The 26,131-nt window shown below is 67.1% G+C and carries 28 protein-coding genes; 18 read left to right on the top strand and 10 right to left on the bottom strand.

Features of this window, described 5'->3' with window-relative positions:
- The first annotated feature begins 173 nt into the window (after window positions 1-173).
- From ACQY4T_RS02180 to ACQY4T_RS02205, 6 genes are all read left to right on the top strand, one after another.
- Window positions 174-1,316 (top strand): acyltransferase domain-containing protein, encoded by a 1,143-nt coding sequence (locus ACQY4T_RS02180; protein WP_428536999.1) that lies wholly within the window; start codon window positions 174-176, stop codon window positions 1,314-1,316.
- 13 nt (window positions 1,317-1,329) lie between these two features.
- Window positions 1,330-2,067 carry a 3-oxoacyl-[acyl-carrier-protein] reductase gene (gene fabG / locus ACQY4T_RS02185; protein WP_428537002.1) on the top strand — a complete coding sequence of 246 codons (738 nt, stop codon included), beginning with the start codon at window positions 1,330-1,332 and terminating at the stop codon, window positions 2,065-2,067.
- Between the two features lie 198 nt (window positions 2,068-2,265).
- Window positions 2,266-2,502, top strand: a complete 237-nt coding sequence (locus ACQY4T_RS02190) for an acyl carrier protein (RefSeq protein WP_158923295.1) — start codon at window positions 2,266-2,268, stop codon at window positions 2,500-2,502.
- 35 nt (window positions 2,503-2,537) lie between these two features.
- On the top strand, window positions 2,538-3,797 hold the full coding sequence (gene fabF / locus ACQY4T_RS02195) for a beta-ketoacyl-ACP synthase II (protein WP_428537005.1): 1,260 nt from the start codon (window positions 2,538-2,540) through the stop codon (window positions 3,795-3,797).
- 4 nt (window positions 3,798-3,801) lie between these two features.
- Window positions 3,802-4,884 (top strand): endolytic transglycosylase MltG, encoded by a 1,083-nt coding sequence (gene mltG / locus ACQY4T_RS02200; protein ID WP_428537008.1) that lies wholly within the window; start codon window positions 3,802-3,804, stop codon window positions 4,882-4,884.
- A gap of 143 nt (window positions 4,885-5,027) precedes the next feature.
- Complete coding sequence (locus ACQY4T_RS02205) at window positions 5,028-5,312, top strand: DUF1330 domain-containing protein (protein WP_428537011.1); 285 nt, start codon at window positions 5,028-5,030, stop codon at window positions 5,310-5,312.
- A 563-nt stretch (window positions 5,313-5,875) separates the two neighbouring features.
- On the opposite strand, the gene ACQY4T_RS02210 is transcribed toward ACQY4T_RS02205, so the two are convergent.
- Both ACQY4T_RS02210 and ACQY4T_RS02215 read right to left on the bottom strand, forming a co-directional pair.
- Complete coding sequence (locus tag ACQY4T_RS02210; protein ID WP_428537014.1) at window positions 5,876-6,148, bottom strand: hypothetical protein; 273 nt, start codon at window positions 6,146-6,148, stop codon at window positions 5,876-5,878.
- 16 nt (window positions 6,149-6,164) lie between these two features.
- The gene (locus ACQY4T_RS02215; RefSeq protein ID WP_428537017.1) at window positions 6,165-6,581 is read right to left on the bottom strand and encodes a hypothetical protein; all 417 of its coding nucleotides are present in this window, start codon (window positions 6,579-6,581) and stop codon (window positions 6,165-6,167) included.
- Window positions 6,582-6,749: 168 nt separating this feature from the next.
- Between ACQY4T_RS02215 and ACQY4T_RS02220 the strand changes: the two genes are divergently transcribed.
- The 7 genes from ACQY4T_RS02220 (at window position 6,750) to ACQY4T_RS02250 (ending at window position 13,202) form a co-directional block, all read left to right on the top strand.
- The gene (locus ACQY4T_RS02220) at window positions 6,750-6,893 is read left to right on the top strand and encodes a hypothetical protein (RefSeq protein ID WP_428537020.1); all 144 of its coding nucleotides are present in this window, start codon (window positions 6,750-6,752) and stop codon (window positions 6,891-6,893) included.
- Between the two features lie 151 nt (window positions 6,894-7,044).
- Entirely contained in the window at window positions 7,045-7,761 is a 717-nt protein-coding gene (locus tag ACQY4T_RS02225) for an SDR family NAD(P)-dependent oxidoreductase (protein WP_428537023.1), read from the top strand.
- A gap of 200 nt (window positions 7,762-7,961) precedes the next feature.
- On the top strand, window positions 7,962-8,948 hold the full coding sequence (locus ACQY4T_RS02230; protein ID WP_428537026.1) for an SDR family NAD(P)-dependent oxidoreductase: 987 nt from the start codon (window positions 7,962-7,964) through the stop codon (window positions 8,946-8,948).
- A gap of 4 nt (window positions 8,949-8,952) precedes the next feature.
- The gene (locus ACQY4T_RS02235) at window positions 8,953-9,579 is read left to right on the top strand and encodes a TetR/AcrR family transcriptional regulator (protein ID WP_428537029.1); all 627 of its coding nucleotides are present in this window, start codon (window positions 8,953-8,955) and stop codon (window positions 9,577-9,579) included.
- 44 nt (window positions 9,580-9,623) lie between these two features.
- A complete protein-coding gene (locus ACQY4T_RS02240) occupies window positions 9,624-9,968 on the top strand; it encodes an EthD domain-containing protein (protein ID WP_428537032.1) in 345 nt (114 codons plus the stop codon).
- A gap of 126 nt (window positions 9,969-10,094) precedes the next feature.
- Entirely contained in the window at window positions 10,095-11,369 is a 1,275-nt protein-coding gene (locus ACQY4T_RS02245) for an MFS transporter (protein ID WP_428537035.1), read from the top strand.
- A gap of 441 nt (window positions 11,370-11,810) precedes the next feature.
- Complete coding sequence (locus ACQY4T_RS02250) at window positions 11,811-13,202, top strand: MFS transporter (protein WP_428537038.1); 1,392 nt, start codon at window positions 11,811-11,813, stop codon at window positions 13,200-13,202.
- Between the two features lie 301 nt (window positions 13,203-13,503).
- Here the strand turns inward: ACQY4T_RS02250 and ACQY4T_RS02255 are convergent, their stop codons facing one another.
- The gene (locus ACQY4T_RS02255; RefSeq protein WP_428537041.1) at window positions 13,504-14,541 is read right to left on the bottom strand and encodes a TauD/TfdA dioxygenase family protein; all 1,038 of its coding nucleotides are present in this window, start codon (window positions 14,539-14,541) and stop codon (window positions 13,504-13,506) included.
- A gap of 486 nt (window positions 14,542-15,027) precedes the next feature.
- On the opposite strand from ACQY4T_RS02255, the gene ACQY4T_RS02260 reads away from it, so the two are divergent.
- Complete coding sequence (locus ACQY4T_RS02260) at window positions 15,028-16,197, top strand: GAF domain-containing sensor histidine kinase (RefSeq protein ID WP_428537043.1); 1,170 nt, start codon at window positions 15,028-15,030, stop codon at window positions 16,195-16,197.
- Window positions 16,198-16,348: 151 nt separating this feature from the next.
- Here ACQY4T_RS02260 and ACQY4T_RS02265 read toward each other — a convergent pair whose 3' ends face one another.
- Together ACQY4T_RS02265 and ACQY4T_RS02270 are read right to left on the bottom strand one after the other, a co-directional pair.
- On the bottom strand, window positions 16,349-16,873 hold the full coding sequence (locus ACQY4T_RS02265; RefSeq protein ID WP_428537047.1) for a chromate transporter: 525 nt from the start codon (window positions 16,871-16,873) through the stop codon (window positions 16,349-16,351).
- Window positions 16,870-17,670, bottom strand: a complete 801-nt coding sequence (locus ACQY4T_RS02270; RefSeq protein WP_428537050.1) for a chromate transporter — start codon at window positions 17,668-17,670, stop codon at window positions 16,870-16,872. The genes ACQY4T_RS02265 and ACQY4T_RS02270 overlap by 4 nt, the downstream gene beginning before the upstream one ends.
- Window positions 17,671-17,869: 199 nt before the next feature.
- Between ACQY4T_RS02270 and ACQY4T_RS02275 the strand changes: the two genes are divergently transcribed.
- Window positions 17,870-18,097 carry a hypothetical protein gene (locus tag ACQY4T_RS02275; protein ID WP_428537053.1) on the top strand — a complete coding sequence of 76 codons (228 nt, stop codon included), beginning with the start codon at window positions 17,870-17,872 and terminating at the stop codon, window positions 18,095-18,097.
- A gap of 47 nt (window positions 18,098-18,144) precedes the next feature.
- Here the strand turns inward: ACQY4T_RS02275 and ACQY4T_RS02280 are convergent, their stop codons facing one another.
- From ACQY4T_RS02280 to ACQY4T_RS02295, 4 genes are all read right to left on the bottom strand, one after another.
- Window positions 18,145-19,014 carry a CDP-alcohol phosphatidyltransferase family protein gene (locus ACQY4T_RS02280; RefSeq protein ID WP_428537056.1) on the bottom strand — a complete coding sequence of 290 codons (870 nt, stop codon included), beginning with the start codon at window positions 19,012-19,014 and terminating at the stop codon, window positions 18,145-18,147.
- A 34-nt stretch (window positions 19,015-19,048) separates the two neighbouring features.
- On the bottom strand, window positions 19,049-19,741 hold the full coding sequence (locus ACQY4T_RS02285) for a phosphatidylserine decarboxylase (RefSeq protein ID WP_428537059.1): 693 nt from the start codon (window positions 19,739-19,741) through the stop codon (window positions 19,049-19,051).
- Window positions 19,742-20,178: 437 nt separating this feature from the next.
- Entirely contained in the window at window positions 20,179-21,558 is a 1,380-nt protein-coding gene (locus ACQY4T_RS02290) for a glutamate--cysteine ligase (RefSeq protein WP_428537062.1), read from the bottom strand.
- Between the two features lie 120 nt (window positions 21,559-21,678).
- The gene (locus ACQY4T_RS02295; RefSeq protein WP_428537065.1) at window positions 21,679-22,377 is read right to left on the bottom strand and encodes a 16S rRNA (uracil(1498)-N(3))-methyltransferase; all 699 of its coding nucleotides are present in this window, start codon (window positions 22,375-22,377) and stop codon (window positions 21,679-21,681) included.
- 99 nt (window positions 22,378-22,476) lie between these two features.
- Here ACQY4T_RS02295 and ubiA point away from each other — a divergent pair, with 99 nt between their 5' ends.
- The 3 genes from ubiA to ACQY4T_RS02310 all read left to right on the top strand — a co-directional run bounded on the left by ubiA (window position 22,477) and on the right by ACQY4T_RS02310 (window position 24,530).
- A complete protein-coding gene (ubiA, locus tag ACQY4T_RS02300; protein ID WP_428537068.1) occupies window positions 22,477-23,373 on the top strand; it encodes a 4-hydroxybenzoate octaprenyltransferase in 897 nt (298 codons plus the stop codon).
- On the top strand, window positions 23,370-24,029 hold the full coding sequence (locus ACQY4T_RS02305) for a class I SAM-dependent methyltransferase (RefSeq protein WP_428537071.1): 660 nt from the start codon (window positions 23,370-23,372) through the stop codon (window positions 24,027-24,029). Before ubiA ends, ACQY4T_RS02305 begins: the two co-directional genes overlap by 4 nt.
- Window positions 24,030-24,113: 84 nt before the next feature.
- Complete coding sequence (locus ACQY4T_RS02310) at window positions 24,114-24,530, top strand: GFA family protein (RefSeq protein WP_428537074.1); 417 nt, start codon at window positions 24,114-24,116, stop codon at window positions 24,528-24,530.
- An 80-nt stretch (window positions 24,531-24,610) separates the two neighbouring features.
- Here the strand turns inward: ACQY4T_RS02310 and ACQY4T_RS02315 are convergent, their stop codons facing one another.
- Window positions 24,611-26,113, bottom strand: coding sequence for a DUF2125 domain-containing protein (locus ACQY4T_RS02315; RefSeq protein ID WP_428537077.1), 1,503 nt, complete (start codon window positions 26,111-26,113; stop codon window positions 24,611-24,613).
- Window positions 26,114-26,131: the final 18 nt, after the last annotated feature.

Genomic DNA, 26,131 nt, shown 5'->3' on the forward strand with positions numbered 1-26,131 from the left:
CCGCTACGCCCCCGCGCCATCCTGCGCCCAATTGGGTGGTGCCCGAGCCTGGGTTCGATCGGGTCGGGGTGCGGGACCACGGATCGCGCCGAATCGTGCGACAAACAAGGCGCTCGGCGCTGGCGGGTCAGCCTGCTTGCGTTGGTGCCGACAGCTTGGAGAATAGCCGACCGATGCCGGTGCACGCTTTCATCTTCCCGGGCCAGGGCAGCCAGACTGTCGGCATGGGGCGCGACCTCGCCGCTGCCTTTGCCGCCGCGCGCGAGGTGTTCCAGGAGATCGACGAGACCCTGAAGCAGAAGCTGTCCAAGCTGATGTTCGAGGGGCCGCACGAGGAACTGACGCTGACCGAAAACACCCAGCCGGCGCTGCTGGCGCATTCGCTGGCGGTGCTGCGGGTGTTGGAGCGCGAAGGCGGCACGACGTTGCAGCGCAAGGCGCTGGTGGTGGCCGGACACTCGTTGGGCGAATACAGCGCGCTGGCTGCGGCCGGGGGGTTTTCGGCGGCTGATGCCGCGCGTTTGCTGAAGCTGCGCGGCCGGGCGATGCAGAAGGCGGTGCCGGCCGGGATTGGGGCGATGGCGGCGCTGCTGGGGGCCGACATGGAGCAGGCGCGCCAGATCTGTGCCGAGGCGGCGCCGGTGCCGGAGACTGGGGTGCCGGGGACTGGGGTGCAGAACAGTGGGGTGGCGGAGACTGGGCAGCGAAAGACCGGGGAAGGTAGGACCGGGGAAGGTCGGACTGGGGAAGGTCGGACTGGGGAAGGTCGGACTGGGGAAGGCAGGACCGGGGAAGGTCGGACTGGGGAAGGCAGGGCTGGCGAGCGGAAGACTGGGCAGCGCGAAATCGTGCAGCCGGCGAACGATAACGGCGGCGGCCAGGTGGTGATTTCGGGCCACCGCGGCGCGGTCGAGCGGGCGATCGAGATCGCCAAGCAGAAAGGCATAAGGCGGGCGCTGCTGCTGCCGGTGTCGGCGCCGTTCCACTGCGCGCTGATGGCGCCGGCGGCGGAGGCGATGGCCGAGGCGCTGCGGGCCACGCCGCCGAAGCCGCCCTGCGTGCCGCTGGTGGCGAACGTGTCGGCGCGGCGCGAATCCGATCCTGGGCAAATCCGCGACCTGCTGATACAGCAGGTGACCGCCACGGTGCGCTGGCGCGAATGCGTCGTGGCGATGACCGAGATGGGGGTCGACCGTTTCATCGAGCTCGGCGCCGGCAAGGTGCTGACGGGATTGATCAAGCGCATCGCGCCGGACGCGTCGGGTTTGGCTGCCGGCAGTCCGGCGGAGATCGAGGCGGTATTGAAGCGGCTGTGAGGGGAGACGCGCGATGTTCCGATTGGACGGCAAGGCCGCACTGGTCACCGGCGCCTCGGGCGGCATCGGCGCGGCGATCGCGCGGGCGTTGCATGCGCAAGGGGCAAGCGTCGCGCTGTCCGGCACGCGGTGCGATGCGCTGGAGGCGCTGGCGGGCGAGTTGGGCGAACGCGCGCGGGTCTGTCCGGCCGATCTGCGTGATGCCTCGGAACCCGATGCGCTGATCGAGACGGCGGAGGCCGCGATCGGTCCGCTGCATATCTTGGTGAACAATGCCGGCATGACGCGTGACATGCTGGCGCTGCGGATGTCGGACCAGGACTGGCAGGCGGTGCTGGACGTCGATCTGTCGGCGCCGTTCCGGCTGGCGCGGGCGGCGCTGCGCGGCATGCTGCGCCGGCGGGCCGGGCGGATCGTCAATATCTCTTCCATTGTCGGCGCCACCGGCAATCCGGGGCAGGCCAACTATGCCGCCGCCAAGGCCGGGCTGGTGGGCATGAGCAAGGCGTTGGCGCAGGAGGTGGCGTCCCGGGGCATCACCATCAACGTGGTGGCGCCGGGCTTCGTGGTAACCGCGATGACCGATTCGGTGGCTGAGGCGCAGCGGGCCAAGCTGTCGGAGGCGATCCCGCTGCGCCGGCTTGGGCAGCCCGCGGATGTCGCCGCCGCGGTGGTCTATCTGGCCTCGGACGAGGCCGGGTGGGTCACTGGCGCCACACTGCATGTCAATGGCGGGATGGCGATGATCTAAGCACCCAGGAGGGCGTGCGGGAGCCTTTCGCGGCTTCGGGGAACCATGCTAAGCGCCGCGTAGCTGTGTCTGGTGTAGCTATGTCTGGCACGGGCTCGCTTCGTGGACCGGGACTAGGTGTCGGCCGAAGAACGGGGCGCCGGCGGCGGAACAGACGGACGCAGATTTTAACCGAACAGGTCAGGAGTAGCGGAGCCGATGAGCGACATTGCCGACAAGATCAAGCGGATCGTGGTGGAACATCTTGGCGTGGATGAAGCCAAGGTGACGCCGGAAGCGTCATTCATCGACGATCTGGGCGCCGACAGCCTGGACACGGTCGAACTGGTGATGGCGTTCGAGGAGGAATTCGACGTGGAAATTCCGGAAGACGCGGCGGAAAAGATCGCCACCGTGAAGGATGCGATCGACTACATCGAAAAGCAGAAGCAGTAGGAGCTGCTTCTGATCAGCGTGAAAGGCCTGCTGTGATGCGGCGTGTGGTGGTGACGGGCATGGGTATCGCCTGCCCGCTTGGGGTCGGCGTGGAGCATGTCTGGCGCCGGTTGATCAACGCCGAATCGGGCATCGGCGCGATCTCGGTGTTCGATGCCGCGGAGTCGCCGTGCAAGGTGGCCGGGCAGGTGCCGCCGGGGGTGCGGGAAACCGGTGGGCTGGACATCAGCGAGTGGGTCCCGGTGAAGGACCAGAAGAAGATGGACCGCTTCATCCACCTGGCGATGGTGGCGGGGTCCGAAGCGGTCGAGGATTCCGGCTGGCGGCCGGAAACCGAGGACGATCGCTGTGCCACTGGGGTGATGATCGGGTCCGGCATCGGCGGGCTGGAGACGATCTACCAAGCCTCGATCCAGATCCACGAGGGCAAGGGGCGGCGGTTGTCGCCGTTCTTCATCCCGTCCGCGCTGTGCAACCTGGCGTCGGGACACGTGTCGATCAAATTTGGCTTCAAGGGTCCGAACCATTGCGCGGTGACGGCGTGCGCCACCGGGGTGCACGCGATCGGCGATGCGTCGCGGCTGATCGGGCTGGGCGACGCCGACGTGATGGTGGCGGGCGGGTCGGAGGCGGCGGTGTGCGAGCTGGGCATTGCCGGGTTCTGTGCGTCGCGGGCGCTGTCCACCGCGTTCAACGACCGTCCGGCGGCGGCGTCGCGGCCGTGGGACAAGGACCGCGATGGCTTCGTGATGGGCGAGGGCGCGGGCTGCGTGGTGCTGGAGGAATACGAGCATGCGCGCAAGCGGGGCGCGAAGATTTATGCCGAGGTGTCAGGCTACGGCATGTCGGGCGACGCGCATCACATCACCGCGCCGGCCGAGGGCCATGACGGCGCGTTCCGGTCGATGCGCAACGCGATGAAAAACGGCGGCTTCGGGCCGGCCGACATCGATTATGTCAACGCCCACGGTACCTCGACGCCGCTGGGCGACGACATGGAACTGGAGGCGGTGGAGCGGCTGTTCGGCGACGCGGCGCGCGGGCTGGCGATGTCGTCCACCAAGTCGGCGACCGGTCATCTGCTGGGCGCGGCGGGGGCGATCGAGGCGGTGTTCTCGATCCTGGCGATCCGCGACGGGGTGGCGCCCCCGACGTTGAACCTGGACGCCCCGAGCCGCGGCAGTGTGATCGATCGGGTGGCGAAGATGGCGCAGGAGCGCCGGATCAGGGTCGTGCTGTCGAACAGTTTCGGGTTTGGCGGCACCAACGCCTCTGTCATCTTCCGCGCTGCCTGACCCGGTGGCTGATCCAAGAGTTGACCCGAGGGCGGCGCAGCGGGCGAAGCGCTGGCGGCTGGTGAGGCTGGCCGGCGCGCTGGTGCTGGGGGTGCTGGTGCTGGGTGTCGCGTTGGTGGGTGTCACGGCGCTGGTGCCGGGGCCGGCGGGCGCGGTCGCGGGCGCGCTGCCTTGGTGGCGTGAGGCGGTGGGTCGTCCGGGGCCGTTGGCCGAGGCGCGCGCGATCGTGGTGCCGCGCGGCGGCACCGGCGAGCTCGCCCAGGCCTTGCGGGCGGATGGGGTGATCGACCAGCCGCTGCTGTTTCGTGCCGCGGCATGGTTGACCCGCGACGGCGGTACGCTGCACGCGGCGGAGTTTCGATTTCCGGCGCATGCCTCGGTCGGGCAGGTGCTGACGATCCTGCGCGCGGCGCGTCCGGTGGAGCATCAGTTGACCATTGCCGAGGGGCTGACGGCGCGGCAGATCGTTCATTTGGTCAACCATGCCGAGGCGATGGCTGGCGAGGTGGGCTCGATCGAGGAAGGTTCGGTGCTGCCGCAGACCTACGACTATGTTTATGGCGCCGAACGCTCGGGGTTGATCGTGCGGGCGACGGCGGCGATGGACAAGGCGCTGGCCGCGGCGTGGGCGGATCGGGCGCCGGGGTTGTCGCTGAGCAGCCCGCGCGATGCGCTGATCCTGGCCAGCATCGTCGAACGGGAGACCGCCAAGCCGGAGGAGCGGCCGCATGTCGCGGCGGTGTATCTGAACCGGTTGCGCCAGGGGATGCGGCTGCAGGCCGACCCGACGGTGGTTTATCTGGCGAGCAACGGTTCGGGGGCGCTGGATCATCCGCTGACCCGAGCCGAATTGGGACGGGACGATCCGTTCAACACCTATCGCAGCGCCGGGCTGCCGCCGGCGCCGATCTGCTCACCCAGCCTGGACAGCATCAAGGCGGTGCTGCATCCGCTGGCGAGTGACGACCTGTTCTTCGTGGCGGACGGCAGCGGCGGGCACGTGTTCTCGCGCAGCTATGAGGCGCATGACAGCGCGGTGGTTCGGTTGCGGGCGCTTGCGCCGGGGTCTCGCGGCGGGGCGGAGTAGCGGGCGGTGGTGATGGCCGCCGGATCCAGCTTGCCGCGAAAGGCGAGACGTCCGTGCCAGAGCGGCTGTTTGGCGATGGCGCGCGGTAGTCGCCTCGGCGGCTCAGCGGTGCATACTGCGGTGCGGGGTGGATGGAGCGGGCGATGACGGCTTACATGATTGTTCAGAGCAGGATCATCGACGAGGCGCAATATGGGAAATATCGCCAAGCGGTCATGCCTCTGATCGAGCGATTTGGCGGACGGAACGTGAGGGGCGGGACAGTGGAGCTGCTTGAGGGTCGCCAGGATGATCGCCGCATGGCCTTGTTCGAGTTCCCGGCCTTGGAGGCCATTCATGCGTTCTGGACCTCGCCCGACTATGTTCCGGTGAAGGAACTTCGGCGGGGGGCTGCTGAGCTGGAGATCTGGGCGGTTCCGGGGCTCTGATCCGGGAACGTTCCGCCCGGCGCGGTCGTGCTTCGGCAGCGCTTGAAAGTTCCGTACACGGTATAAATTGGTGGTGTGCGGTCCTGCCGCCGAGGCCGGGGGTTGGAGTTCGATGCGGTTAAGGATCGAGGCGCAATGCGTCGACTTCGCCGATGCCAGATCGATGGGTCGGCAGCGATCCGCGTGAGGCGCAATCGCGGGGTGGCGATAGTGGTCGGGCCAGGCGCCGAGAATTGCAGCGGATTCATACGACAGGCGGAGGTCAGGCGCTTGGACGGCGGATTATGGATGCGATGCAAGCGCCGGCTCGCTCGATAAATCCGCGTTCAAGCTCTGACGACGGGGGCATAGTCGCGAGAAAGGCATCGGCAGGGTTAGCGCATTTTCTATCGGCGTTATTCGCCGGACCTGGCGTGGCCAAGAGAAGCGGGTTTGCAACCGACGATGCAGGCCGATGCACGCCGATAGGAGTTACGCTGGAAACTGGGTTCAAAGGCCTTGCATAACCTTTCCGCATTCGTGGTTCCGGCATCGTGCGTTTGCGGCGAGGCCTGTTGGTCCGATCAGTTCTGCCACGGATCGCGATAATTCGGATCTTTCTGCTGCCGGCTCTGGACGTAGTCTTGTTGGCTCTGCAAGTCTTTCTGGCTCACCTTGTGCTTATGCCATTGATGTCCGGCAATGCAGCCTCCGATGGCTCCGAGCACGCCATGGCCCGCCATGTGACCTGCCAGGGCGCCGGCGGCGCCCCCGGACAGGCAGCCGATGGCGTTTGCCTTGGGGGTGGCCGCGGTCAGGCCCAGAACCGCGGCCGCGGTGAGCAGTGCGTATCGCATCGATAATTCCTTCATTCTACTTCGCGTAAGCTTGCTTGTGGAACACCATCACATCGTTCTTGCTGGACACTAGCCGCAGCACCTTGCCGCCCTGTTCCAGTGTATATTTGTCTTCCTCGACCTCGGCGGCGCCGTGTTCGGCGGTGGTTTTCGATTTCACCGGGGTGAAAACCAGGGTGCCGGTTGAGTCGCTGACTTTTTTCTGTTCGTAGGAGCCCGCCAACTCGGCCACGACCTTGTTGTTCTGCACGGTCTGGCTGGTCCACAAATTATCCGCCAGCACGTCCATGGCAATGATCACATTGTGGCTGAGATTGGCTTGCCATTGTCCGGAAATACTTGCATCGGCCATCGCTGCCGTCGGCGTGAACGCGATGACGGCGGCGAGAAGTGCGCGGCGATACATAACTGAAGCTCCTGCTGTTTCTGCCAACGGAAAGAGCGCCAGACGGCCGACCCTTGCCCAGGCAGCTTACCTATCTTGCCGGCAAAGGGACCGCAACCCGCGGCGGACTTGCCAGCAACGCGACAGATCGGTGTTGCGGCGGATGGCGGGAATGCCATCGGGTGCTGCAGCGCTGAGAAATCCGACGGGACAGTCGTGCTGATCGACAGCCACCCAGCAGGTCCGCCGGCGGATGCGGCGGCGATGCACGGTTTCGCCAAGCACGGCATGGTGTTGGATCCATTCGAGGCCGGGCAGCGTCCGGAAGCGCTGGGCCGCAGAGCGTTCTATGGCAGGTAGAAGATGGGGCGTCGGCGTCGCGGGCAGGGCGGATACGGGTAATCACGGCGGCACGCCGCGCGCAACCGATGTTTGCATTTGGTGCGTCTGGCGCCGGTCGTTCGGCGTGGTCATATTCGCGGTCACCCGCACCACCGAAAGACATTGCATCATGCCCCCCGCCGCTGCCAGCGATAGCGCCAGCACAATCCTTATCATCGGAGCGTCACGCGGTCTCGGCCACGCCATGGCTGCCGAGTTTCTGAAGCAAGGGTGGAATGTCGTTGGCACGGTCCGCGGGCGCGGGACCCGAACCTTGCTGCACGCACTGGCGGAGGAGTTCGCGGGCCGCGTCGAGATCGAGACGCTCGATATCTGTGAGCCGGACCAGCTCGCGGCGCTGCGCGATCGGCTGTCCGGCAGATTGTTCGATATGCTGTTCGTCAACGCCGGAACGACAAACAATGAAAAGGAAACGATCGGAGAGGTCACGACGGACGAGTTCATGCGCGTGATGATCACCAATGCGCTGAGCCCGATGCGGGTTGTCGAGCGGCTGGAACAGTGCGTCAAACAAACGGGCATGATCGGCGTGATGTCATCCGGGCAAGGTAGCATTGCCAACAACGAGACCGGCATGCGGGAGGTCTATCGGGGCAGCAAGGCGGCGCTGAACATGTTCATGCGAAGCTTCGCGGCACGGACCTCCGGAACATCGCGCGCGCTGGTGGTGATGGCTCCCGGCTGGGTGCGCACCGACATGGGCGGCCCGGAGGCACGCTTGAGCATCGCAGAAAGCGTGCCGAACCTGGTAGGCGTGCTGCTCGTGAAGCAGGGGACCTCCGGTCTGGAATATCTCGACTATCTTGGCCGCACCGTCCCGTGGTGACTTGTTGCCCCGCAATCTGGTTTCACGGCAGTGGGGAAGCTGGGTGGACAGCCCGGCTTTGTCCGCCCTGCCGCGGTTATCGAGCGACCCCTTGCGCGCTCACCTGGCGACCCTTGCGCGCTCACCTGGCGACGACGCCAGGGTTGACAATGTCAACACAGCCCTCACGTTGACAGTGTCAACAATAGCAGGTAACGGTCATGCCGACAGTGTTCATAACGGGGGGCCATAAGGGCCTTGGCCTCAGAAGCGTCCAGCGCATCGCGGCCAGCGGCGGCTTCGACCTGGTGCTCGGCGGCAGGAACCTTGCGGAGGTAGAGGTTTCGGTCGGCGAGCTGCCCCGCGACTATAACGTCAACGCTTGGGCGGTGCTGCTGGATGTATCCTCCCTGGCTTCCGTCCGCACCGCCGCGGCGCAATTCCAAGCTATGGTCCAGGATGGCAAGGTGGCGCCACTTCGGGTGCTGATGCTCAACGCCGGCGCGCAGTTCCTCGGTGATGTTTCGTTCAGCGTCGATGGCTACGAACAGACTTTTGCCACCAACTGCCTGGGCAACTATCTGCTGATCTGCCTGCTGCTGGGCGATATCGAGCGCGGCGGGCGGGTCGTCTTCACCGCGAGCGGCACGCACGATCCCGCCACGATGGATAGCAAGATGGTCGGCGCGGCGGCAGCGCCCGACGCGATCGCGCTGGCCAATCAAGGGAAGCACGGGAAGCCGATCTCCGGCGGCAAGCGCTACGTCAGCTCAAAGTTGTGTACCATCCTGTATGCCTACGAGTTGGATCGCCGCCTGAGGGCCGCGGATGCGGACATCGCCTCGATTGCCTTCGATCCCGGCCTGATGGTCGAGACCGGGCTTATTCGTTCGGCACCGCCGGTGGCGCAACGGATACTACGCACCAGACTTGCGAAATGGCTGTTCAGGACGCTGGGTGTCACGATGGGCAGCGTCGCGTTCTCGGGTGATGCGCTTGCCGACGTGGCGATCGATCCAAGGTTCGCCACCGCTTCCGGAAAATACATACAGTCTCGTAACGGTGGCTTGATCGAGGCGCGTTCATCGAAGGCTTCGTACGAAGCAGCTTCGGCCAGCAAGCTGTGGCAGGATTCGGAAGCGCTGGTCGATCTTCAGCCGGAGGAACGGCGCAAGATGTTCCCCGCGATCAGGGCGGCCGCGGCATAGCGCGATGCCGGAGCAAACCCTGACAACCGGCAAGCGACTGGTCGAAGCGGCGACAGCGCTGCTGGATAGTGGCGGCGAAGCCGCTGTCACGCTTCGTGCCGTCGCCCAGGCCGTGGGGGTGTCACACAATACGCCGTACCGACATTTCGCCGACCGCGCCGCGTTGCTTGCGGCGGTAGCCGAACGCGACTTCACGATGCTGACCGACGCATTCACGGCGACTGAGGGGACACGGCTTCAGCCACTCGCGAAGGTGAAGGACGCGCTTGACGCCTTCGTGGTCTATGGCGAGACCTACCCGGCCCGCTACCGCCTGCTGTTCAGCGATCCGGGCATCGCATCGCCTGGCGGCGAACTCGAAGCCGCTGCGATGCGGTCATTCGCTGCCTTCGCCAAGCTCATCGAGGGGGCTCAAGCAAGCGGCGATCTGCCGGCAACCATGCCTACAGCGACGTTGACGGGCGTTGTCTTCGCCACGGTTCACGGCCTGCTCGATCTGCAGGCTGGCGGTCGGATGCGCGAGGAGAAGGGCCTATCCAGGGCTGCCGCGGGCGTCGCGGTGCTGTTCGAACTCATCGCGCCGCGTGGCGATGCAGCCGCGCAGAGCTGTGCAACCGTTTCTTCCCCGTAGCAAAAAACCGTTGCCGGTGCGGCTGACCGGCCAGGAGATCCGCCATGGTCAAGTTCACCATTCTGCTGAAACGCAAAGCGTCACTCAGCCACGATGAGTTCGTCGCGTATCACAAGATGCACCACGCGCCCTTGTTCATGTCGATCGCGGTCGTCAGGGCGACGGTCCGCCGCTACGTCCAGCAACACGCGATGCCTGTCGAGTTACCCGGGCTGCCGCCGGTCAAATATGACGGCATCACTGAACTCTGGTTCGACGATGTCGACGCGCTCGTCGGTTGCTTCAGTGACGCCGATTACATGGCGAAGATCAGGCCCGACGAGGCGAAGTTCCTGGACCTCCACGGCTGCGACTTCATCGTTTCAGCCGAGACGGTGATCGCGGAATAGTCGCGTGTCGCTCGGGTTGCCGCTGCTGGTGTCGGTCGTCGCGGGCGGGTTGGATGGCAATGATCTTGCACCTGCTTCCGGGGGCGCCGGCTGCGTGCTGCGATGGCGGAACGGGAGGGGTGGGCGATGGCGGGTTTGGCGGCGGTTCGGCCGAGCGTGGAGCAGAGCCGCAGGGCGATCGGGGCGGCGACCATCGGCAACGTCATGGAGTGGTATGATTTCGGCGTGTTCGGCTTTCTCGCCGGGTCGCTGGCGCTGAATTTCTTTCCGCGCGACGATCCTCGGACGTCGTTGCTGAACACCTTTCTGATCTTTGGTGTCGGGCTGGTGTTTCGCCCGCTGGGCGGGATCGTGATCGGCCGCATGGGGGATCGGGTTGGCCGCAAGCCGGCGCTGGTGCTGACCATCCTGATGATGGCGGTGGGCACCGTGATGATCGGTCTGTTGCCGACCTATTCCGCCATCGGGGTGCTGGCGCCGGTCGGGTTGTTGCTGGCGCGGCTGCTGCAGGGGTTCTCCACCGGCGGCGAGTGGGGCGGGGCGACGGCGTTCATGGCGGAATGGTCGGTCGAGGGGCGGCGCGGGCTGTATACCAGCCTGCAGCAGATGTCGGTGGCGGGTGGCAGCCTGCTGGGGGTGGGGCTGGCGGCGCTGCTGACCTCCTGGATCGGGTCGCAGGCGATCAACGACTGGGGCTGGCGGATCCCGTTCCTGCTGGGCGGCCTGTTCGGACCGATCGGGCTGTGGCTGCGTCGTTCGGTGGACGAGACGCCGCCGTTCCGCGAAGTGCTGGCCGAGGGGGATACGGCGGAGGCCTCGACGTTCCGGCACGCGGCCCAGGCGTTCGGGTTCACCATACTGTGGACGGTGAGTTTCTATGTGTTCCTGACCTATATGCCGACCTACACCCGGACGCAGTTGCACCTGAGCGCAGCGCAGGCGTTGTGGGCATCCACCGCCAGCCTGTTGGCGCTGATGGTGCTGGTGCCGCTGATGGGTGCGTTGTCGGATCGGATCGGCCGGAAGGTCCTGCTGCTGTCGTCGTGCGCGCTGTGTTTCGTGCTGCCGATTCCGGCGTTCTATGTGTTGACCCGAGGCTATGGGTTTGCCTCGGTGGTGTGGGTGCAGATCGTGTTTGCGCTGGCGATTTCGTTGTTCTCCGGGCCTGGGCCGGCGGCGATCGCGGAGATGTTTCCGACCCGTGGCCGGTCGACCTGGATGTCGTCTTCGTATGCGCTGGCGGTGGCGATTTTTGGTGGGTTCGCGCCGTTCATCTCGCAATGGCTGATCGATGTGACGGGATCGAAGATGGCGCCGACGGCGTATGTGATGGCGGCGGCGGCGATCAGTTTCTGGGTGATCGCGGGGTTGCGGGAGACGGCGCACGAACCGTTGCGTTAGGTGTCGTTGTCCCATCCGGTTGCTGATTGTGCTTGCGTCGCGGGGGCCGGCGTCAAGCCCGAGCCGCCTCCGGCGGTCGCGCGAGGCTTGACTCCGGCCGCTGCGACGAAGCGGGGCTTCACATCGGATGTGCCGCTGAGTGTGGACTTCGGCTGACCCTGTCGGGGTGGAAGGCGCTGAGCTGGTGGGATAGGAGCGCTGCGCTAGGGGCACCAACGCGTTGGCGACGAACGCGGTGTTGGAGACGAACGCTGACCGGGTAGGTGGGCATGAACACGGCGCGGGCGGGCGAATGAGGTCGCGGGTGAAGCGTCGACGGTGCTGCACGGCGGCGGCGTGAACGAGGCTTGATCGGCTTGCGGCTGGCGGGCGGACACGGCAGAGTTTGGTTCGCCGCCTGGTTCAGGGCGGGAGGAAACCAACCCGAACGAGGTCCCGCCGATGGACGCCACAGCCGAACCAGTTGGAGCCGGCCGGATTGCCGCGCGCATCGATCGCCTGCCGCTGACCTGGGCGCAATGGCGGCTGGCGCTGATCAGCCAGTTGTTCTGGGGGGTGATCATCGCCGCGGACGGTATTCCGGCGAAGGTCTATCCGTATGTCTGGCTGCCGCAGCACGCGTTCGGGATGACTGCATTCTCATTTCTGCTGGCGATGCAGTTCGGTGTCGGCATCCTGGTCGGCGAGTATCTGATCGGGCTGGTGGCGGACCGCTGGGGGCGGCGGGTGGCGCTGCTGATCTCGACGCTGGCGATCGCGCTGCTGATGTGGCCGACGGCGTTGACCAACAACTTTGCCCTGCTGATGGTGTTCTTTGGCCTGTCCGCCATCGGCCTGGGGGGCGTGCTTTCGGTCAACGTGGTCTATATGGGCGAGATCATTCCGCCGAAGGAGCGCGGGCGGGTGATGCTGGGGTCTCAGGTCCTGGCGGTGGCGGTGTACGGCCTGCTGGGCAACATACCGGCGATTCTTTGGATACCGAACCACTACGAGCTGTTCATCAATTTCTACTGCGTGGTCTCGCTGGTGGTGCTGGTGCCGCTGGCCTGGGTGATCCCGGAATCGCCGCGTTGGCTGGAGGCGCATGGCCGCCACGAGCAGGCCGAACGGGTGACCGCGGCGCTGGAGGCGGAATGCCTGCGCCGCAGCGGGCTGAGCAGCCTGCCGGAGCCGCAATATGCGAAATACAGCGTCGATGTGCGCAAGCACGTGCCGGTGCGGGAGCTGTTCCGCGGCGAGTATGGGCGACGCACGGTGTTGCTGCTGGTGGCGTGGATCCTGGGCTATAGTGGCATGATCTATGGTTTCGGCGGTTACGAGACGCTGTTGCTGCGTGGTTTCGGGCTGACCGCCGACCAGGCGTTCGGGGTGATCCTGGTGTCGTCGACGCTGGGTGGCGGCGGCGGGCTGGCGATCTGCGCGATGCTGGGGGAGGCGGTGGAACGACGGATGATCATCCTGGTCAGCGCGCTTATCACCGTCATTATGCTGTCACTGCTGTATTTCGTGCATACGGTGCTGGCTTCGTATGTGCTGGTGACGCTGTCTTGGGGGGCGACCGAGGTCTGGCTGTTCAGCATGTACAACTATACCGCCGCCAGCTATCCGACCCGGCTGCGGGCGACCGGGACCGGCCTGACCGATGGTGTCGGTCACCTGGGCGCGGTGTTCGGGCCGGTCGTGGCGGGCTGGCTGTTCTCGGCGACCGCGGCGTTCGGCCATGCCGGCTGGTTTGCCTATGTGATGATCCCCGGGGCGTTGATCCCGGCGGTGATGATCGCGGTGTGGGGGATCGACCAGCGGCGGGCGATCCTGGAGCATATCGCGGTTTAGGGCTGGGGCGGTTTAGCGCGGGGCTGTCGAGTGCGGGGCGATTTAGCGCGGGGCGGTTGACTGCGGGGCGATTTAGCCCAGGGCGGCTTAGAGCGGGGCTGTTGAGCGCGGGGCTGTTGAGCGCGGGGCTGTTGAGCGCGGGGCTGTTGAGCGCGGGGCTGTTGAGCGCGGGGTTGTTGAGCGCGGGGCTGTTGAGCGCGGGGCTGTTGAGCGCGGGGCTGTTGAGCGCGGGGCTGTTGAGCGCGGGGCGGCTTAGCGCGGGGCGGTTGAGGGCGGGGCGGCTTTGCGCTCGACGGGGCGGTCAGGCGGGAATCCAGCTTTTGTTCTCGCCGGCGTAGGCCGGGCCGGGATTGCCGCTGACGGTGGTGCGCCACATCACGCGGGATTCAGTTTCGGCGTCGAACCAGGTGGCGGCGTGCACCAGGCAGCGATTGTCCCAGACCACCAGATCGCCTCGGGTCCATTCGTGGACGTAGACGAACTCGGGGCGGGTGAGGTGGGACATCAGCTCGAACAGCAGTGCGCCGCCGTCGCCGTCGGGGCCGGGCTGCATGCCGGCGATGGGGCCGTCGAGCCAGTCCATCTGGCCGGCCTCGCACAGATAGAGCGCGGGGCGGCCGGTGACCGGGTGGATGCGCACGAGCGGCTGGCGTTGCGGGCGCTCGTGCGGCGCCAGCTCGCGCGGGCTGGCGCCGGACAGCACGGCATCGCGGTTGCGCCCGGCGCCGTTCTGCACATGGATGCCGTCGAGGCCGTTCAGGCGGGCCTGCATTTCGGGCGGCAGCGCGGCGTAGGCGGCGGTGGCGTCGGCGAACAGCGTCTGGCCCTGGTCGCGGCGGATCGGCGTCACCGCGAGGAAAAGGGAGATGTCGGGCGGCGGGCGGCGATAGCTCTGGTCGGTGTGCCAGCCGCGGCGGTGCGGGAAGCGGGTGGGTAGCTTGCCATCCTGGGTCAGCGGCGGCTCCGGCTGGCGCGGCGGCATGCGGCTGACCGGGGCGACGTTGGAGACGATGAAGATCTCGGGCACGGATGGGTGCACCATGTTCGGCGCGGTCAGGTTGTGGCGGTAGTCCTCGACCTCGGCACCGAAGACGCGGCTGAGGCGGACCAGCAGTTCGGGTAGGTCGGCCATCGCCTGCAGGCCCGGCAGCAGCAGCAGGCCGCCGGCGTCGGCCAGCGCGGCGGGCAGCAATTTCGGGTCGCGTTCGGCGGCTTCGACGACGCGCCGCGCGGCGTGGCGTTCCGCGATAGGCTGCTGCGCCGGAGCGCCGGCCAGTTGCAGGCGGGCGCCGAAGCCGGATCCGGTGAGCGGCTGTGGGGGCTCGAAGCGGTCGGTCAACGGTTGCCTCCGATGCGATGGAAGCCGGAGGCTATCGGATCGGTCGGTTCGGTCAACTCGTCGGGGCGTGGAACGCGCTTGCCGGGGTGGTTGCGCGCGGCTGAGCGGTGGATGGCGCGGGGTCATCGCATTTGGATTTCTGTCGGCGCCATTCGCCGGATGCGATGACCGGGAGAAGCGCCGGACGCGGCGTGACCACGAGAAGCGGTTTAGAACCGTAGATGCACGCCGAGGCACGCCGATCAGGAGTTATGCTGAAAACTTGCTTCCAAGGCGTTGCATATCCTTTCCGCATCCGTGGTTCCCGCATCTGGCGTTTGAGGCAAATGCAATCGCCCTAGTGAAGGGCGGATTAGCAATGGTCAATTCGATGGAATCGAAATAGAAGGGATGTCCGGTCGTGCCGGTGGGTCGCCGGGTTGGTGGGTGTCTGGCGGATGGAGTTGTTTGATTGGATGCATGGATGTCCTTGGCCGAAGTGAGAGCGTGAACGATTTGCGAGCCGATATTGCGGCCGTCAGCGAAATCAAGGCGGTCCCGACGATCCTGGAGGTGGTGTGCCGGACCACCGGCATCGGCTTTGCCGCCGTGGCCCACGTCACCGAGGATCGCTGGGTCGCTTGTGGCGTGCGCGGTGAATTCGCCGGACTGCAGCCGGGCGGTGAGCTTCCGGTTGAAACCACGATCTGTCATGCGGTGCGTGCCAGCGGGGAAGCGGTCATTGTCGACAACGTCGCCGTAGACCCGCGTTATCGCGACCATCCGACGCCTGCGCAGTATGGCTTCCAAAGCTGCATCTCGGTGCCGATCGTGCTGCCGGACGGGCGGTTCTTCGGCACGCTGTGTGGCGCCGACGCGCAGCCGGCGCGGCTGCGGACGCCCGAGGTGATCGGCATGTTCAAGATGTTCGCCGAACTGATCGCGTTTCACCTCAATGTGCTGGAGCAGGCCGCGGTCAGCCAGGATCGGCTGCTGGACGAGCAAAAAACGTCGCTGTTGCGCGAGCAGTTCATCGCGGTGCTGGGGCATGATCTGCGCAACCCGCTGGCGGCGATCAGTGCCGGGGCAGAGTTGCTGGCGCGGACGCCGCTGACCGAGAAGGGGTCTCGGATGGTGGCGATCATTCGCGCCAGCGCCAACCGGATGTCGCGCCTGATCGACGATGTGATGGATTTCGCCCGCGGCCGGCTGGGCAGCGGCCTGACCCTGGACCGCACCTCCGCCGAGGCGCTGGAGCCGGTGCTGCGGCACGTGATCGCGGAGTTGCAGTCGAGTGTGCCGGAGCGCCGGATCGAGGCATCCATCGCGCTGGGCGGCCCGGTGCTGTGTGATTCGGTGCGGATCTCGCAACTGCTGTCCAACCTGCTGGGCAACGCGCTGGCGCATGGCGCTGCGGACCAGCCGGTGCGGGTCGAGGCGGTTTGCGATGACAAGGCGTTCGAGCTGGCGGTCTGCAACGGTGGAGAAATGATCCCGCCGGCGGTGCTGGAGCGGATGTTCCAGCCGTTCGCTCGCGGGGCGGTGCGCCCGGATCAGCCTGGGCTTGGCCTGGGCCTGTTCATCGCGTGGGAAATCGCCCGCGCACATGGCGGCACGCTGACGGTGACGTCGTCGGTGCAGGAGACGCGGTTCAGTTTCAAGATGGCGGTGGGTTGACCGGGGCTGATGGTGTGGCTGGGGCTGATGGCGTGGCCGGTATGGCGTCGCGCAGGGATGCTGTTGTTCCTGCCCGGTTCGCTTTCGCAGCGTAGCGCGGGCGTCGCGTCAGCCGCAATGTGGCGGGCGCTGATGGGCGGGGAACGATCGGTCAGCCGACGAGACCGATGGCTCCGGCGATCGCGGCGCCACCGAGGATCAGCATCGGGTGGAGCTTGGTGCAGAGGAACAGCGCCGCTGTCAGCACGGTGACGACGGCGGCGGCGGCATCCACCGCGGTGGCTTCGATCAACAGTGCCGCGCTGGCCATGATCAGCCCGATGCTGACCGGCTGCAGGCCGGCCTGCAGGGCTTTGCGCCAGGGAGCGTCCTTGAAGCGATACCACACGCCGCTGACGATCAGGGTCAATAACGAGGACGGGGTGAGCACCGATACTGTCGTGACCAATGCGCCCGAGAGGCCGGCGACTCGCCAGCCGATCAGGCTGACCACCATCATGTTCGGCCCGGGTGCTGCCTGGGCGAGGGCGAACAGCGCGGCGAAATCGCGCGCTGTCATCCAATGGTGGACGTCGACGACCTGGCGCTGCATCTCGGGCAGCACGGCGTTGGCGCCGCCGAAGGCGAGCAGCGAGAACTGCGCGTAGACGGCGGCGAGTTCGGTCAGCCTGGTCATCGGGGGAAGCGCCATTGCAGCAGGGTGGAGCCGATCGCCAGTACTGGCATGGCGGCCAGCAGCGGCAGGCGCAGCACGGCGATCACCACGAAGCTGCGGGCGGCGACGCCGATCGCCATTGGCCTGCCGCGCAGCGGCGCGGCGATTTTCCATGCGCTGGCCAGCAGGTACGCTGCGGCGGCGGCCGACAGCGCGACGAACGCGCGGCGCACTGGCGGGTAGGCGGCGTACTGGTCATAGATCGCGCCCAGCATGATGACGATGGCCACCGGCGCGGTCATCAGTCCGAGCAGGCAGGCGATGGCTCCGCGCAGGCCGTGGAAGCGCGATCCGAGCGCGATCGTCAGGTTCATGATGTTGCCGCCGGGCAGGAATTGGCACAGCCCGAGCATGTCGGTGAACTCGGCGGCGGTGAGCCATTTGCGCTGGTCGACGATCATCCGCCGGGCCCAGGGCAGGACGCCGCCGAAGCCGCAGATGCCGACGATGAAGAAGCCGGCGAACAGGTCGAGGGTGGTTGGATCGGGCGGGGTCGGGTCTGGTCTGGTCGGGTTGGGCGTGGCCGGGGTGAGCGTGGTCACGGTGGGCGTGGCCGGGGTGGGCGTGGTCACGGTGGGCGTGGTCACGGTGGGCGTGGTCGGGTTGGGCGTGGTCAGGGTGGGTGTGGCCGGGGTGGGCGTGGTCGGGGTGGGCGTGGTCGGGGTGGGCGTGGTCGGGGTGAGCGTGGTCGGGCTAGGTGTGGCCGGGCTGGGCGTGGTCGGAGTGGACGGGATGCGGTCGGGGGGCGTTTCGGACATGCAGCGATGGATAGCGAATCCTGGGTGGGTTGGACAATTGGCGGACGGTGGCGGCGGTGTTGGGTCCAGGGGGTATTGCGCTTTGGCAATGGGAAGCAACGGACAGTTTCCTGGTGTGCCGAAGCTGTGTCTGGCGTTGCGGTCGAGCAAGCCCAATGTAGGCTGCATGACCAAGCGCCGCAGCAGCAGCCTTCCCGCTATGATGACTGAAATGACGCTGGCGTCGTGGGAGACCATGTTCCGCCGCGGGCTGATGATGGCGCAGGGGACTTGCAGCGCGGCCGAGTATCAGCGGATGGTCATGGAAAAGGCGGCGGCGATGCAGGCCTCGACCCTGGCGATGATGACCGGGCGGGGGCAGGCCGCGATGGTGGCGCCGTACTTGGTCCGGTCGCGTGCAAACGCTCGGCGGTTGCGCCGCAAGTAGAACTGGTGGTCGCTTTATTCGCGGGCTGCGCGGGCCGCCATTGCGGGTCAGGCGCTTTCGCGGTGTTCGACGTCGGGGTCTTCGCGGGGCGCCTCGGCTTCGCGCCGCAGCCGGCGGAAGCTGCGCACGCTGAACGGCAGCATCCCGACATAGATCAGCCCGGCCGCGGCCAACGCGGCCCATGGGTCGGCAATGGCGACCGCGGCGTAGGCGCCGGTTCCCAGCAGCAGCGGCAGGACGTACTCCGACGGGACCTTGAAGTTCTTGAAGCTCCAGATCGGCAGGGTGGACACCAGCAGCAGCGAGGTGCCGATCAGCACGGCGGCGCAGAGCAGGGGAAACTGGGAGGCCTGCAGCAGCCAATCGAAGCCGAGCGACTGTGCCTCGAGGCCGAGGAAGAGTGGGAACAGCGCCAGGCCGGCGCCGGCCGGGGCCGGGACGCCGGTGAAGAAGTTGTAGGCGTAGGCTGGCTTCGGGGCGCCGTCGAGGGACGCGTTGAAGCGTGCCAGGCGCAGCGCCATACAGACCGCGAACATCAGGCACGGGGCGTAGCCGTAGGCGCGGCCGCGCTGCAGCGACCACAGGTAGATGACGAACGGGGGCGCCACGCCGAAGCAGAGAAAGTCGGACAGGCTGTCGAACTCGGCGCCGAAGCGCGACGTGGTTTTCAGCATCCTGGCCAGTCGGCCGTCGAGGCCATCGATCAGGCCGGCGACGACGATCGCCACGGCGGCGGCGCCAAACCTGCCCTCGAGTCCGAAGCGCATCGATGTCAGGCCGCCGCACAGGCCCAGCATGGTCAGCAGATTGGGGATCATGCGGTTGAACGACGGGCCCTTGTAGCGCGGCCGCTTGCGTGGCCGCGGGCGGTAGCGTCGCAGTCGGCGGATCTGTGAGACGGACGCTCGGTCGGTCATGATTTCGCCCTGGCTATTGCACGATTCATGGGGTTTACGCGTCGTGCCGAGCGCGATCGTGGGCCAGTTCGGCGATCACGGTTTCACCGCCGATCATGGTTTGGCCCTCGGTTACCAGGGGGCGCACGCCTTCGGGCAGGTATAGATCGGTTCGGCTGCCGAAGCGGATGATGCCGAAGCGGTCGCCGGCGGTCACCGGGTCGCCTTCGCGCACCGAACAGAGGATGCGCCGAGCGATCAGGCCGGCGATCTGCACCACGGCGATTTCGTGCCCGTCGGGCAGGCGGATGGCCAAGGCGTTGCGCTCGTTTGCCTCGCTGGCCTTGTCCTGGCCGGCGCTGAGGAAGGCGCCGTGGCGGTAGGCGATGCGGGTGATGACGCCGCTCGCCGGTACGCGGTTGACGTGGACGTTGAGCACCGAGAGGAAGATCGACACTTTCCAGCGCGGGCCGGTGGACAGGCCGAGTTCCGGCGGCGGGGCGGCGGGCCTGACCGCGACCACGCGGCCGTCGGCGGGGGCGAGGAGCAGGTGGTCCCTGGGCGGCGGATGGCGCTCCGGGTCGCGAAAGAAGTACAGGCAGAACAGGGTGAAGACGAGGCCCAGCCAGATCAGCCAGGCGCCGAAGGCGAAGCCCAGCAGCAGGGCGATCAGTCCCGCCATGATGAACGGGCGCCCGGCCGGGTGTGGCGGCGCGAGGACGCCGCTTATATCGTCCGTGATAGCCATCTGGCGGCGGTTTATGCAGGGTTAGCCGGCGCTGGGCAAGGATCACCGCGCGGGTGACCTGGCGAGCGGTCGGTCCGCTTGGGTCGCGGGCTTGATGTTTGGCATGGAGAACGGGACAAGCGGCACGACGGAGATCTTGGAGTTCTTTGCGATCGATGTTGGGAGACGTATGACGTCGATTGAAGCCGGCCTTTTCTGCGATTGTTTACGGTCAAATTTTGTGGACGCAACGGTGCTCGGTTCCGAGCGGTGGGTGGGTGCTGTGGTTTAAAAGTACTGAACCGCGGATGCACGCGGATTAACGCAGATTGTTGTTCCTTGGCCGCAAGCTTTATTTTCGGGTGACGGGTGCCGGTGACGAGTGATGGCTGGGCAGGCCTGCGCGGCTGAGCGGCCTTCTTGCGGGCCTGTCTTTGGATGGCGCCGTGGTGCCCGTCCTAGATGGCGGCTTCTTGAAAAATTCGGCCGGCGTCGCCGCCCCATGCCTGGTTGTAGCGCTGCAACCAGTGTTCGGCCTGGGTCGGCGCGCCGGCGGCGATGACTTGCAGCGGTTGCAGATAGGCGCGTTCGTCTTCGCCTGCCGCGTTGAGCCGGTGGCGGGCGCGCAGGCCGTCCTGGGCGATCGTCACGACGTCGGCGGCGATGTCGCGCAGGGTGCCCCCGCGCCACGGCGCGGCCAGGCCCTGGCGCGGCACGGCGGTTCGGGCGGTGACGGCATCCTGCCAGGATGCGCCGCGCAGCAGTGCCTCGGCGGCGGCCAGCGCGGCGGGGTCGTAGAGCAGGCCGACCCAGAGCGCCGATTGCGCCAGCATCATGTCAGGGCGTCCGGCGTCGGCGCCGCGCATCTCGAGGAAGCGTTTCAGGCGGACATCGGTGAAGGCGGTGGTGACGTGATCGGCGAAGTCGCCCTGGGTGGCGGTGACGCCGGCCAGAGCGGGCACCCGTCCGGCGATGAAGTCGGCGAACGACTGTCCGGCGACATCGATGTAGCCGCCGTCGCGGTAGACGAAATACATCGGCACGTGCTCGATCAGCCAGGACGCGTAGCGCTCGAAGCCGAAACCGTCCTCGAACATGACCCGTGGGATGCCGGCGCGCTGATTGTCGGTGTCGGTCCATACCTGGGCGCGATAGGACAGGAAGCCGTTCGGCTTGCCCTCGGTGAACGGAGAATTGGCGAACAGCGCGGTGGCCAGCGGCTGCAGCAGCAGCGAGACGCGCAGCTTGCGCCGCATGTCCTGCTCCGAGGCGAAGTCGAGATTGACCTGCACCGTGCAGGTGCGGGTCATCATGTCGAGACCCATGGCGCCGACCAGCGGCATGTAGCGCTGCATGATGGCGTAGCGGCCTTTCGGCATCCACGGCATCGCGGCGCGGCGGGCCAGCGGGTGAAAACCGAGCGGAGTGAAGCCCATGTCGAGGGGGGCGCAGGCGGCGCGGACCTGGTCGAAGTGGGTTTCGAGCTCCTGGCGGGTCTGGTGCAGGTCGTGCAGCGGTGCGCCGGACAGTTCGAGCTGTCCGGCCGGCTCCAGCGAGACCGAGGCGGCGCCCTGCTTCAGCCCGATGGTGTTGTCGCCGTCCAGGATGGGGGCACCGCCGATTTGGGCCAGGCCGGCGAGCAGGTCGCGAATGCTGCCGGGCTGGCGGTCGGTGGGGAAGTAGGGCGGCGCGGCCAAATCGACTTTGCGGAAGCCGAACTTTTCATGTTCGGTGCCGATGCGGAACTGCGCCGGCGGCTTGGCGCCGGCTTCGAAATACTCCGCCATTTGCCGGATCGAGGTAAGCGGCGTGTCGTCGGTGTCACCGGGATTGGACATGGGGTTCCCACGGCAATTTGGTTATACCGCCGGTCTGGCGGCGGGGTGCGCTGGGTAGTCTGGTCGCAAGCCAAGGGCCGAGAACCGGAACGGAGCACGCCTGTGTCGGAGTTCACCGTACTATTCCCCCCGCGCTGCTTGCAACAAGGCGAGGCCGACGATCGCCGCGGTCTCGGCGCGCAGGATGCGTGGCCCGAGGGAAACCGGGCGGACGAAGCGGCAGCGGTCGAGTGCGCCATGGTCGCGCGGTCCGAAGCCGCCCTCGGGGCCGATCAGCAGGCCGGCTGGATGGGCGGCCGGGCCTAGGGGTTGGGCGTTGGCACGCTCCAACGCGACGAACAGGGTGCGTTCGGGCGGCCAGCCGGCGAGGCTGTGGTGCAGTTGGCGCGCCGGTCGGAGGTCGGGGACGGTGAGACGTTCGCTTTGTTCGGCGGCCTCGATGGCGATCGCGCGCAGGCGGTCGAGATTGACCCGCCCGGCGTTGGTGCGTTCGGTGAACACCGGCAGCAGGGACGCGACGCCGAGTTCGGTAGCCTTCTGCACCAGCAGGTCGGTGGTGTCGCGTTTGAGGATGGCGAACATCAGCCAGAGGTCGGCGTCGGCGGATTGCGGCCGGAGCCTGGCTTCGACCGCGAAGGTGGCCTTGCCTCGGGTCAATTCGGCGATCCGGCCGGTCCATTCCCCGTCGCGGCCGTTGAACAGGCGGATCGGGTTGCCGATCGCCTGGCGCATGACGGCGCCGAGGTAGTGCGCCTGGGCCTCGCTGGCCTGGATCGAGGCACCGTCGGCCAGTTCCGCCTCGACATACAGGCGGATCATGACTTTGCTGTATGACCAGTTGGTGCAAGCCCAGTCGGTGCAAGCCCAGTTGGTGCAAGCTCAGTTAGTGCAAGCATGGAACCGCGAACAAACCCCGTTATGACGCACACCGACATCGTCGCCACCGGCTGGATCGCGCGGTTGCCGCGCGCATGGCTGCCGTATCTTCTTGTTGCCCGGCTGGACCGGCCGATCGGCACCTGGTTGCTGTTCCTGCCGGGGTTGTGGGGGATCCTGCTGGTCCGAGCCCCGGTCGGCCAGACGGTTCGGCTGATTGCTCTGTTCGGCGTCGGCAGCCTGGTGATGCGCGCCGCCGGTTGCGTGGTCAACGATCTATGGGATCGCGATATCGATCGCAAGGTGGCACGCACCGCCGGGCGTCCGCTAGCCTCCGGCACGCTGAGGCCGCTTGCCGCGCTGGTGTTCCTGGGCGTGCTGCTGGGGGTGGGGCTGGTGGTGCTGCTGCAACTGAACCGACTGGCGCAGGGTCTTGGGGTGGCGTCGCTGCTGCTGGTGGCGCTGTATCCGTTGGCCAAGCGGGTGACCTGGTGGCCGCAACTGGTGATGGGGTTCACCTTTGGGTTCGGCGCGCCGCTGGGCTATGCGGCGGCGGCGGGGCGGCTGGATTTCGCCTGGGCGGCGCTTTATGGGGCGGCGATCCTGTGGGACCTGGGGTTCGACACGATTTATGCGCATCAGGACCGCGAGGATGACGCCCTGGTGGGCATCGGTTCGACCGCTCGGCTGTTCGGCGAGCGGACCCGGCCGTTCCTGGCGGCGTGCTACGCGGGGTGCATCGCGGTGCTGGCGCTGGCTGGCTGGGCCGCCGGGCTGGGCGGGTGGTTCTATCCGGCGCTGGTGCTGCCGGCGGTGTTGCTGGCGCGCCAGGTGGCGGCGCTGGACATCGACGACCCGGCCGGATGCCTGCGGCTGTTTCGAGCCAACCGGGAGGTGGGGCTGGCGGTTGGCCTGGCGATCCTGGCGGGCTGGATTTGAACGATCCCGAGGCGCTGATCCGGGCCAACACGATCCTGACGCCGGTTTGTCAGGTGCCGGAGATCAGGCTGCATCTGGCGACCGAGATCACGCCGATCTGGCAGGCGACCGAGGCGTGGTTGACCGAGAATAATGTGGCACCGCCGTTCTGGGCGTTTGCCTGGCCGGGCGGGCGGGCATTGGCGCGGCATATGCTGGACCATCCGGAGCTGGTGGCCGGCAAGCGGGTGCTGGACTTCGCGGCCGGCGGCGGGATCGCGGCGATCGCCGGGGCGCTGGCCGGGGCGGCGGCGGTGGAGGCGGCGGAGATCGATGCGCTGGCTCTGGTGGCGGTGGGGATGAACGCGGCGGCGAATGGCGTCGATGTGGCTCGGTCGGGCGACGTGGTGGGGATGGCGTGCCGCTGGGACCTGATCGTGTGCGGCGATATCTGCTACGAGGCGCCGATGACCGGGCGGATCATGCCGTGGCTGAGGTCGATGGCTGCGGTCGCCGAGGTTTGGATCGCCGATCCGGGTCGCGCCTACCTGCCCGCGGTGGGGCTGCGGACGCTGGCGGGCTACCGGATCGAGACCAGCCTGGAACTGGAGGACAGCACGTACCGGGATGTGGTGATCTATCGTGTGGGTTGCGGCGTGGAACAGGGCCTCGGTTGAGGGCGACAGCCGACATCTGTAGTTATGCAGCACGAAGACGCCAAAGTTCGAGGTGCGTCGGGGGCCAGACAGACGGAGATCGAGATGAAGACAACCTACCGCGGCAGTTGCCATTGTCGCGCTGTCACCTTCGAGGCCGACATCGACCTCGATCAGGGAACCGGCAAGTGCAATTGTACCATGTGCTGGAAGCAGCGGATGTGGAACGCTGGCCAGTTGGCGCCGGCCGATTTCCGCCTGCTGACCGGCGAGGATGTGCTCAGTGATTATTCCAAGTCCGGGGAATGGGGCGAAGCACACCACCACTTTTGTAGCAAATGCGGCATCGCGACGCATGGCCATGGCAAGATCGAGCAGATGGGCGGCAATCCTTATGTCTCGGTTCATCTCGCCGCACTCGACGACCTGCCGGTCGAGGATCTGGTTTCCGCGCCGTTGACCTTCATGGATGGGCTGCACGACAACTGGTTGAATGCGCCGGTGGAAACCCGGCAGTTGTAGTTGGGTCAGGTTTGCGGCCAGGTCGCGCGAAGCCGGACATGGCGCAAAATCTCGAGTCGTCGGCCAACCAGCTAGAGCCGTTATTTGCCGGTGGGCTGACCAAGAGGCGTGCCGTTCACGGTCAGTGGGCCGTCTCCAAAGCTGATGTCCCAGACCAGGCTGTCGCCCTGCGGACGGGCCAGGGCCTTGGCGAGGAAGATGATCGGCAGCGCCTGTTGCACGCTGGGTTGGCGCTGGATGCGGGTGAGCAAGGCGTCGAGGCCGCGTGCGGCGATGTGGATGGTGCCGGCCAGCCCGGCGGTGGCGGGTGGGCGCAGGTTGGCCGAACCGGTGAGCGCGAGGGGGCCGGCGTCGAAGGACAGTGCCTCGATGGCGATGCGGGCGCCCGGTTCGGCGAGCAGGGCGGTGGCCTGGGCTTGCAGCAGAGCGGGGTCGGTTTGGCCGTCGGCGACGGCTCGCAGCAGGGCGATCAGCGGGGCGGTGGGGACGCCGGTCAACAGCGTCTTGAGGTCGATGTGGCGCGGCACCAGGTCGGCGGTCTGGGCCGGGACGGTGGGAATGGCGATGCCGTCGGCCGCGATGGCGAGCCGGGCATCGAGGCGATCTCGGACGGTGTCGCCGGCGAGGTGGAAGCGAACATCGTCGACGCTGCCGGCGCTGGTTCGGTTCGGGGTGGCGAAGCGGAAGCGGATATGCTGGATGGTCTGGTCCGCCTCGATCCGGTTCAGCAGGCCGGGGGTGGCATCGATGACGGCGCGAAGTTGCTGGCGCTGTAATGGGGAGTTGGGCGCTGGGGAGTTGGGCGCTGGGGATGTGGGCGTCCGGGAGGTGGGCGCTGCGGGGTGTGGACGCGCTGGGGGGCTGGCGATGAAGGCGCGGACTGCCGCCAGCAGGCGGGTGCCCTGCGCCTGGTCGAGCCCGTCGATCGAGACATGGCCGGCGATGGCCTGGATAGCGGTATCGGACGACCCGCCGTTGGCGGCATGGCCGAGCAGATGGAGACCGGTCGCCTGGTTTTGCGTGCTGAAGCTGATCCGGCGGTCGGGTGCGGTGACGACGGTTCCGTTGCTGGCGAACCGGTCGATGGTCTGGTCGATGGTCTGGTCGATGCGCTGATCGGGCCGTTCAGTGTGTGTCTGGATGGTGCCGAAGGCGGCGGTGTAGGAGGTCTCGGCGGTCGGTGTCGGACCCAGCCTGGCGGCGGCGGCCTGGCTACCGATGGTGAAGGCGATCCGGCTGGGCGTGCCGTTGGCCGGGGTGGTCAGCAGCGTGCCGTTTGGCGGAAAGGTCATCGATGAGACCTCGAAGCCGCCCTGTCGCAGCGGGCGGGCGACGGCGGTGACGGCGGCGTCGGGTGGGGCGGAGAGGCCGGACAGCGGCAGCCGCACCTGGTAGGTTGACCCGTCGCGGGTAATCGATACCGAAGCCGGTTGCACCGTCAGCATGCCGAGCGAGGCGAGCGACAGGACTTGCGGCAGGTCGACCTTGAGGGCGTCGGTTGGCGCGACCGTAGTCTCGGCCTGTGCCGTTGCGGCTGGGAGGGTCAGCAGGAGGAGCAAGGCGAGGCGATCGGCGGCTGGCATGGGACCTCTTGGAAAACG

Origin of the sequence: Rhodopila sp., from assembly GCF_965277825.1 — a bacterium.
Taxonomy (GTDB): domain Bacteria; phylum Pseudomonadota; class Alphaproteobacteria; order Acetobacterales; family Acetobacteraceae; genus Rhodopila.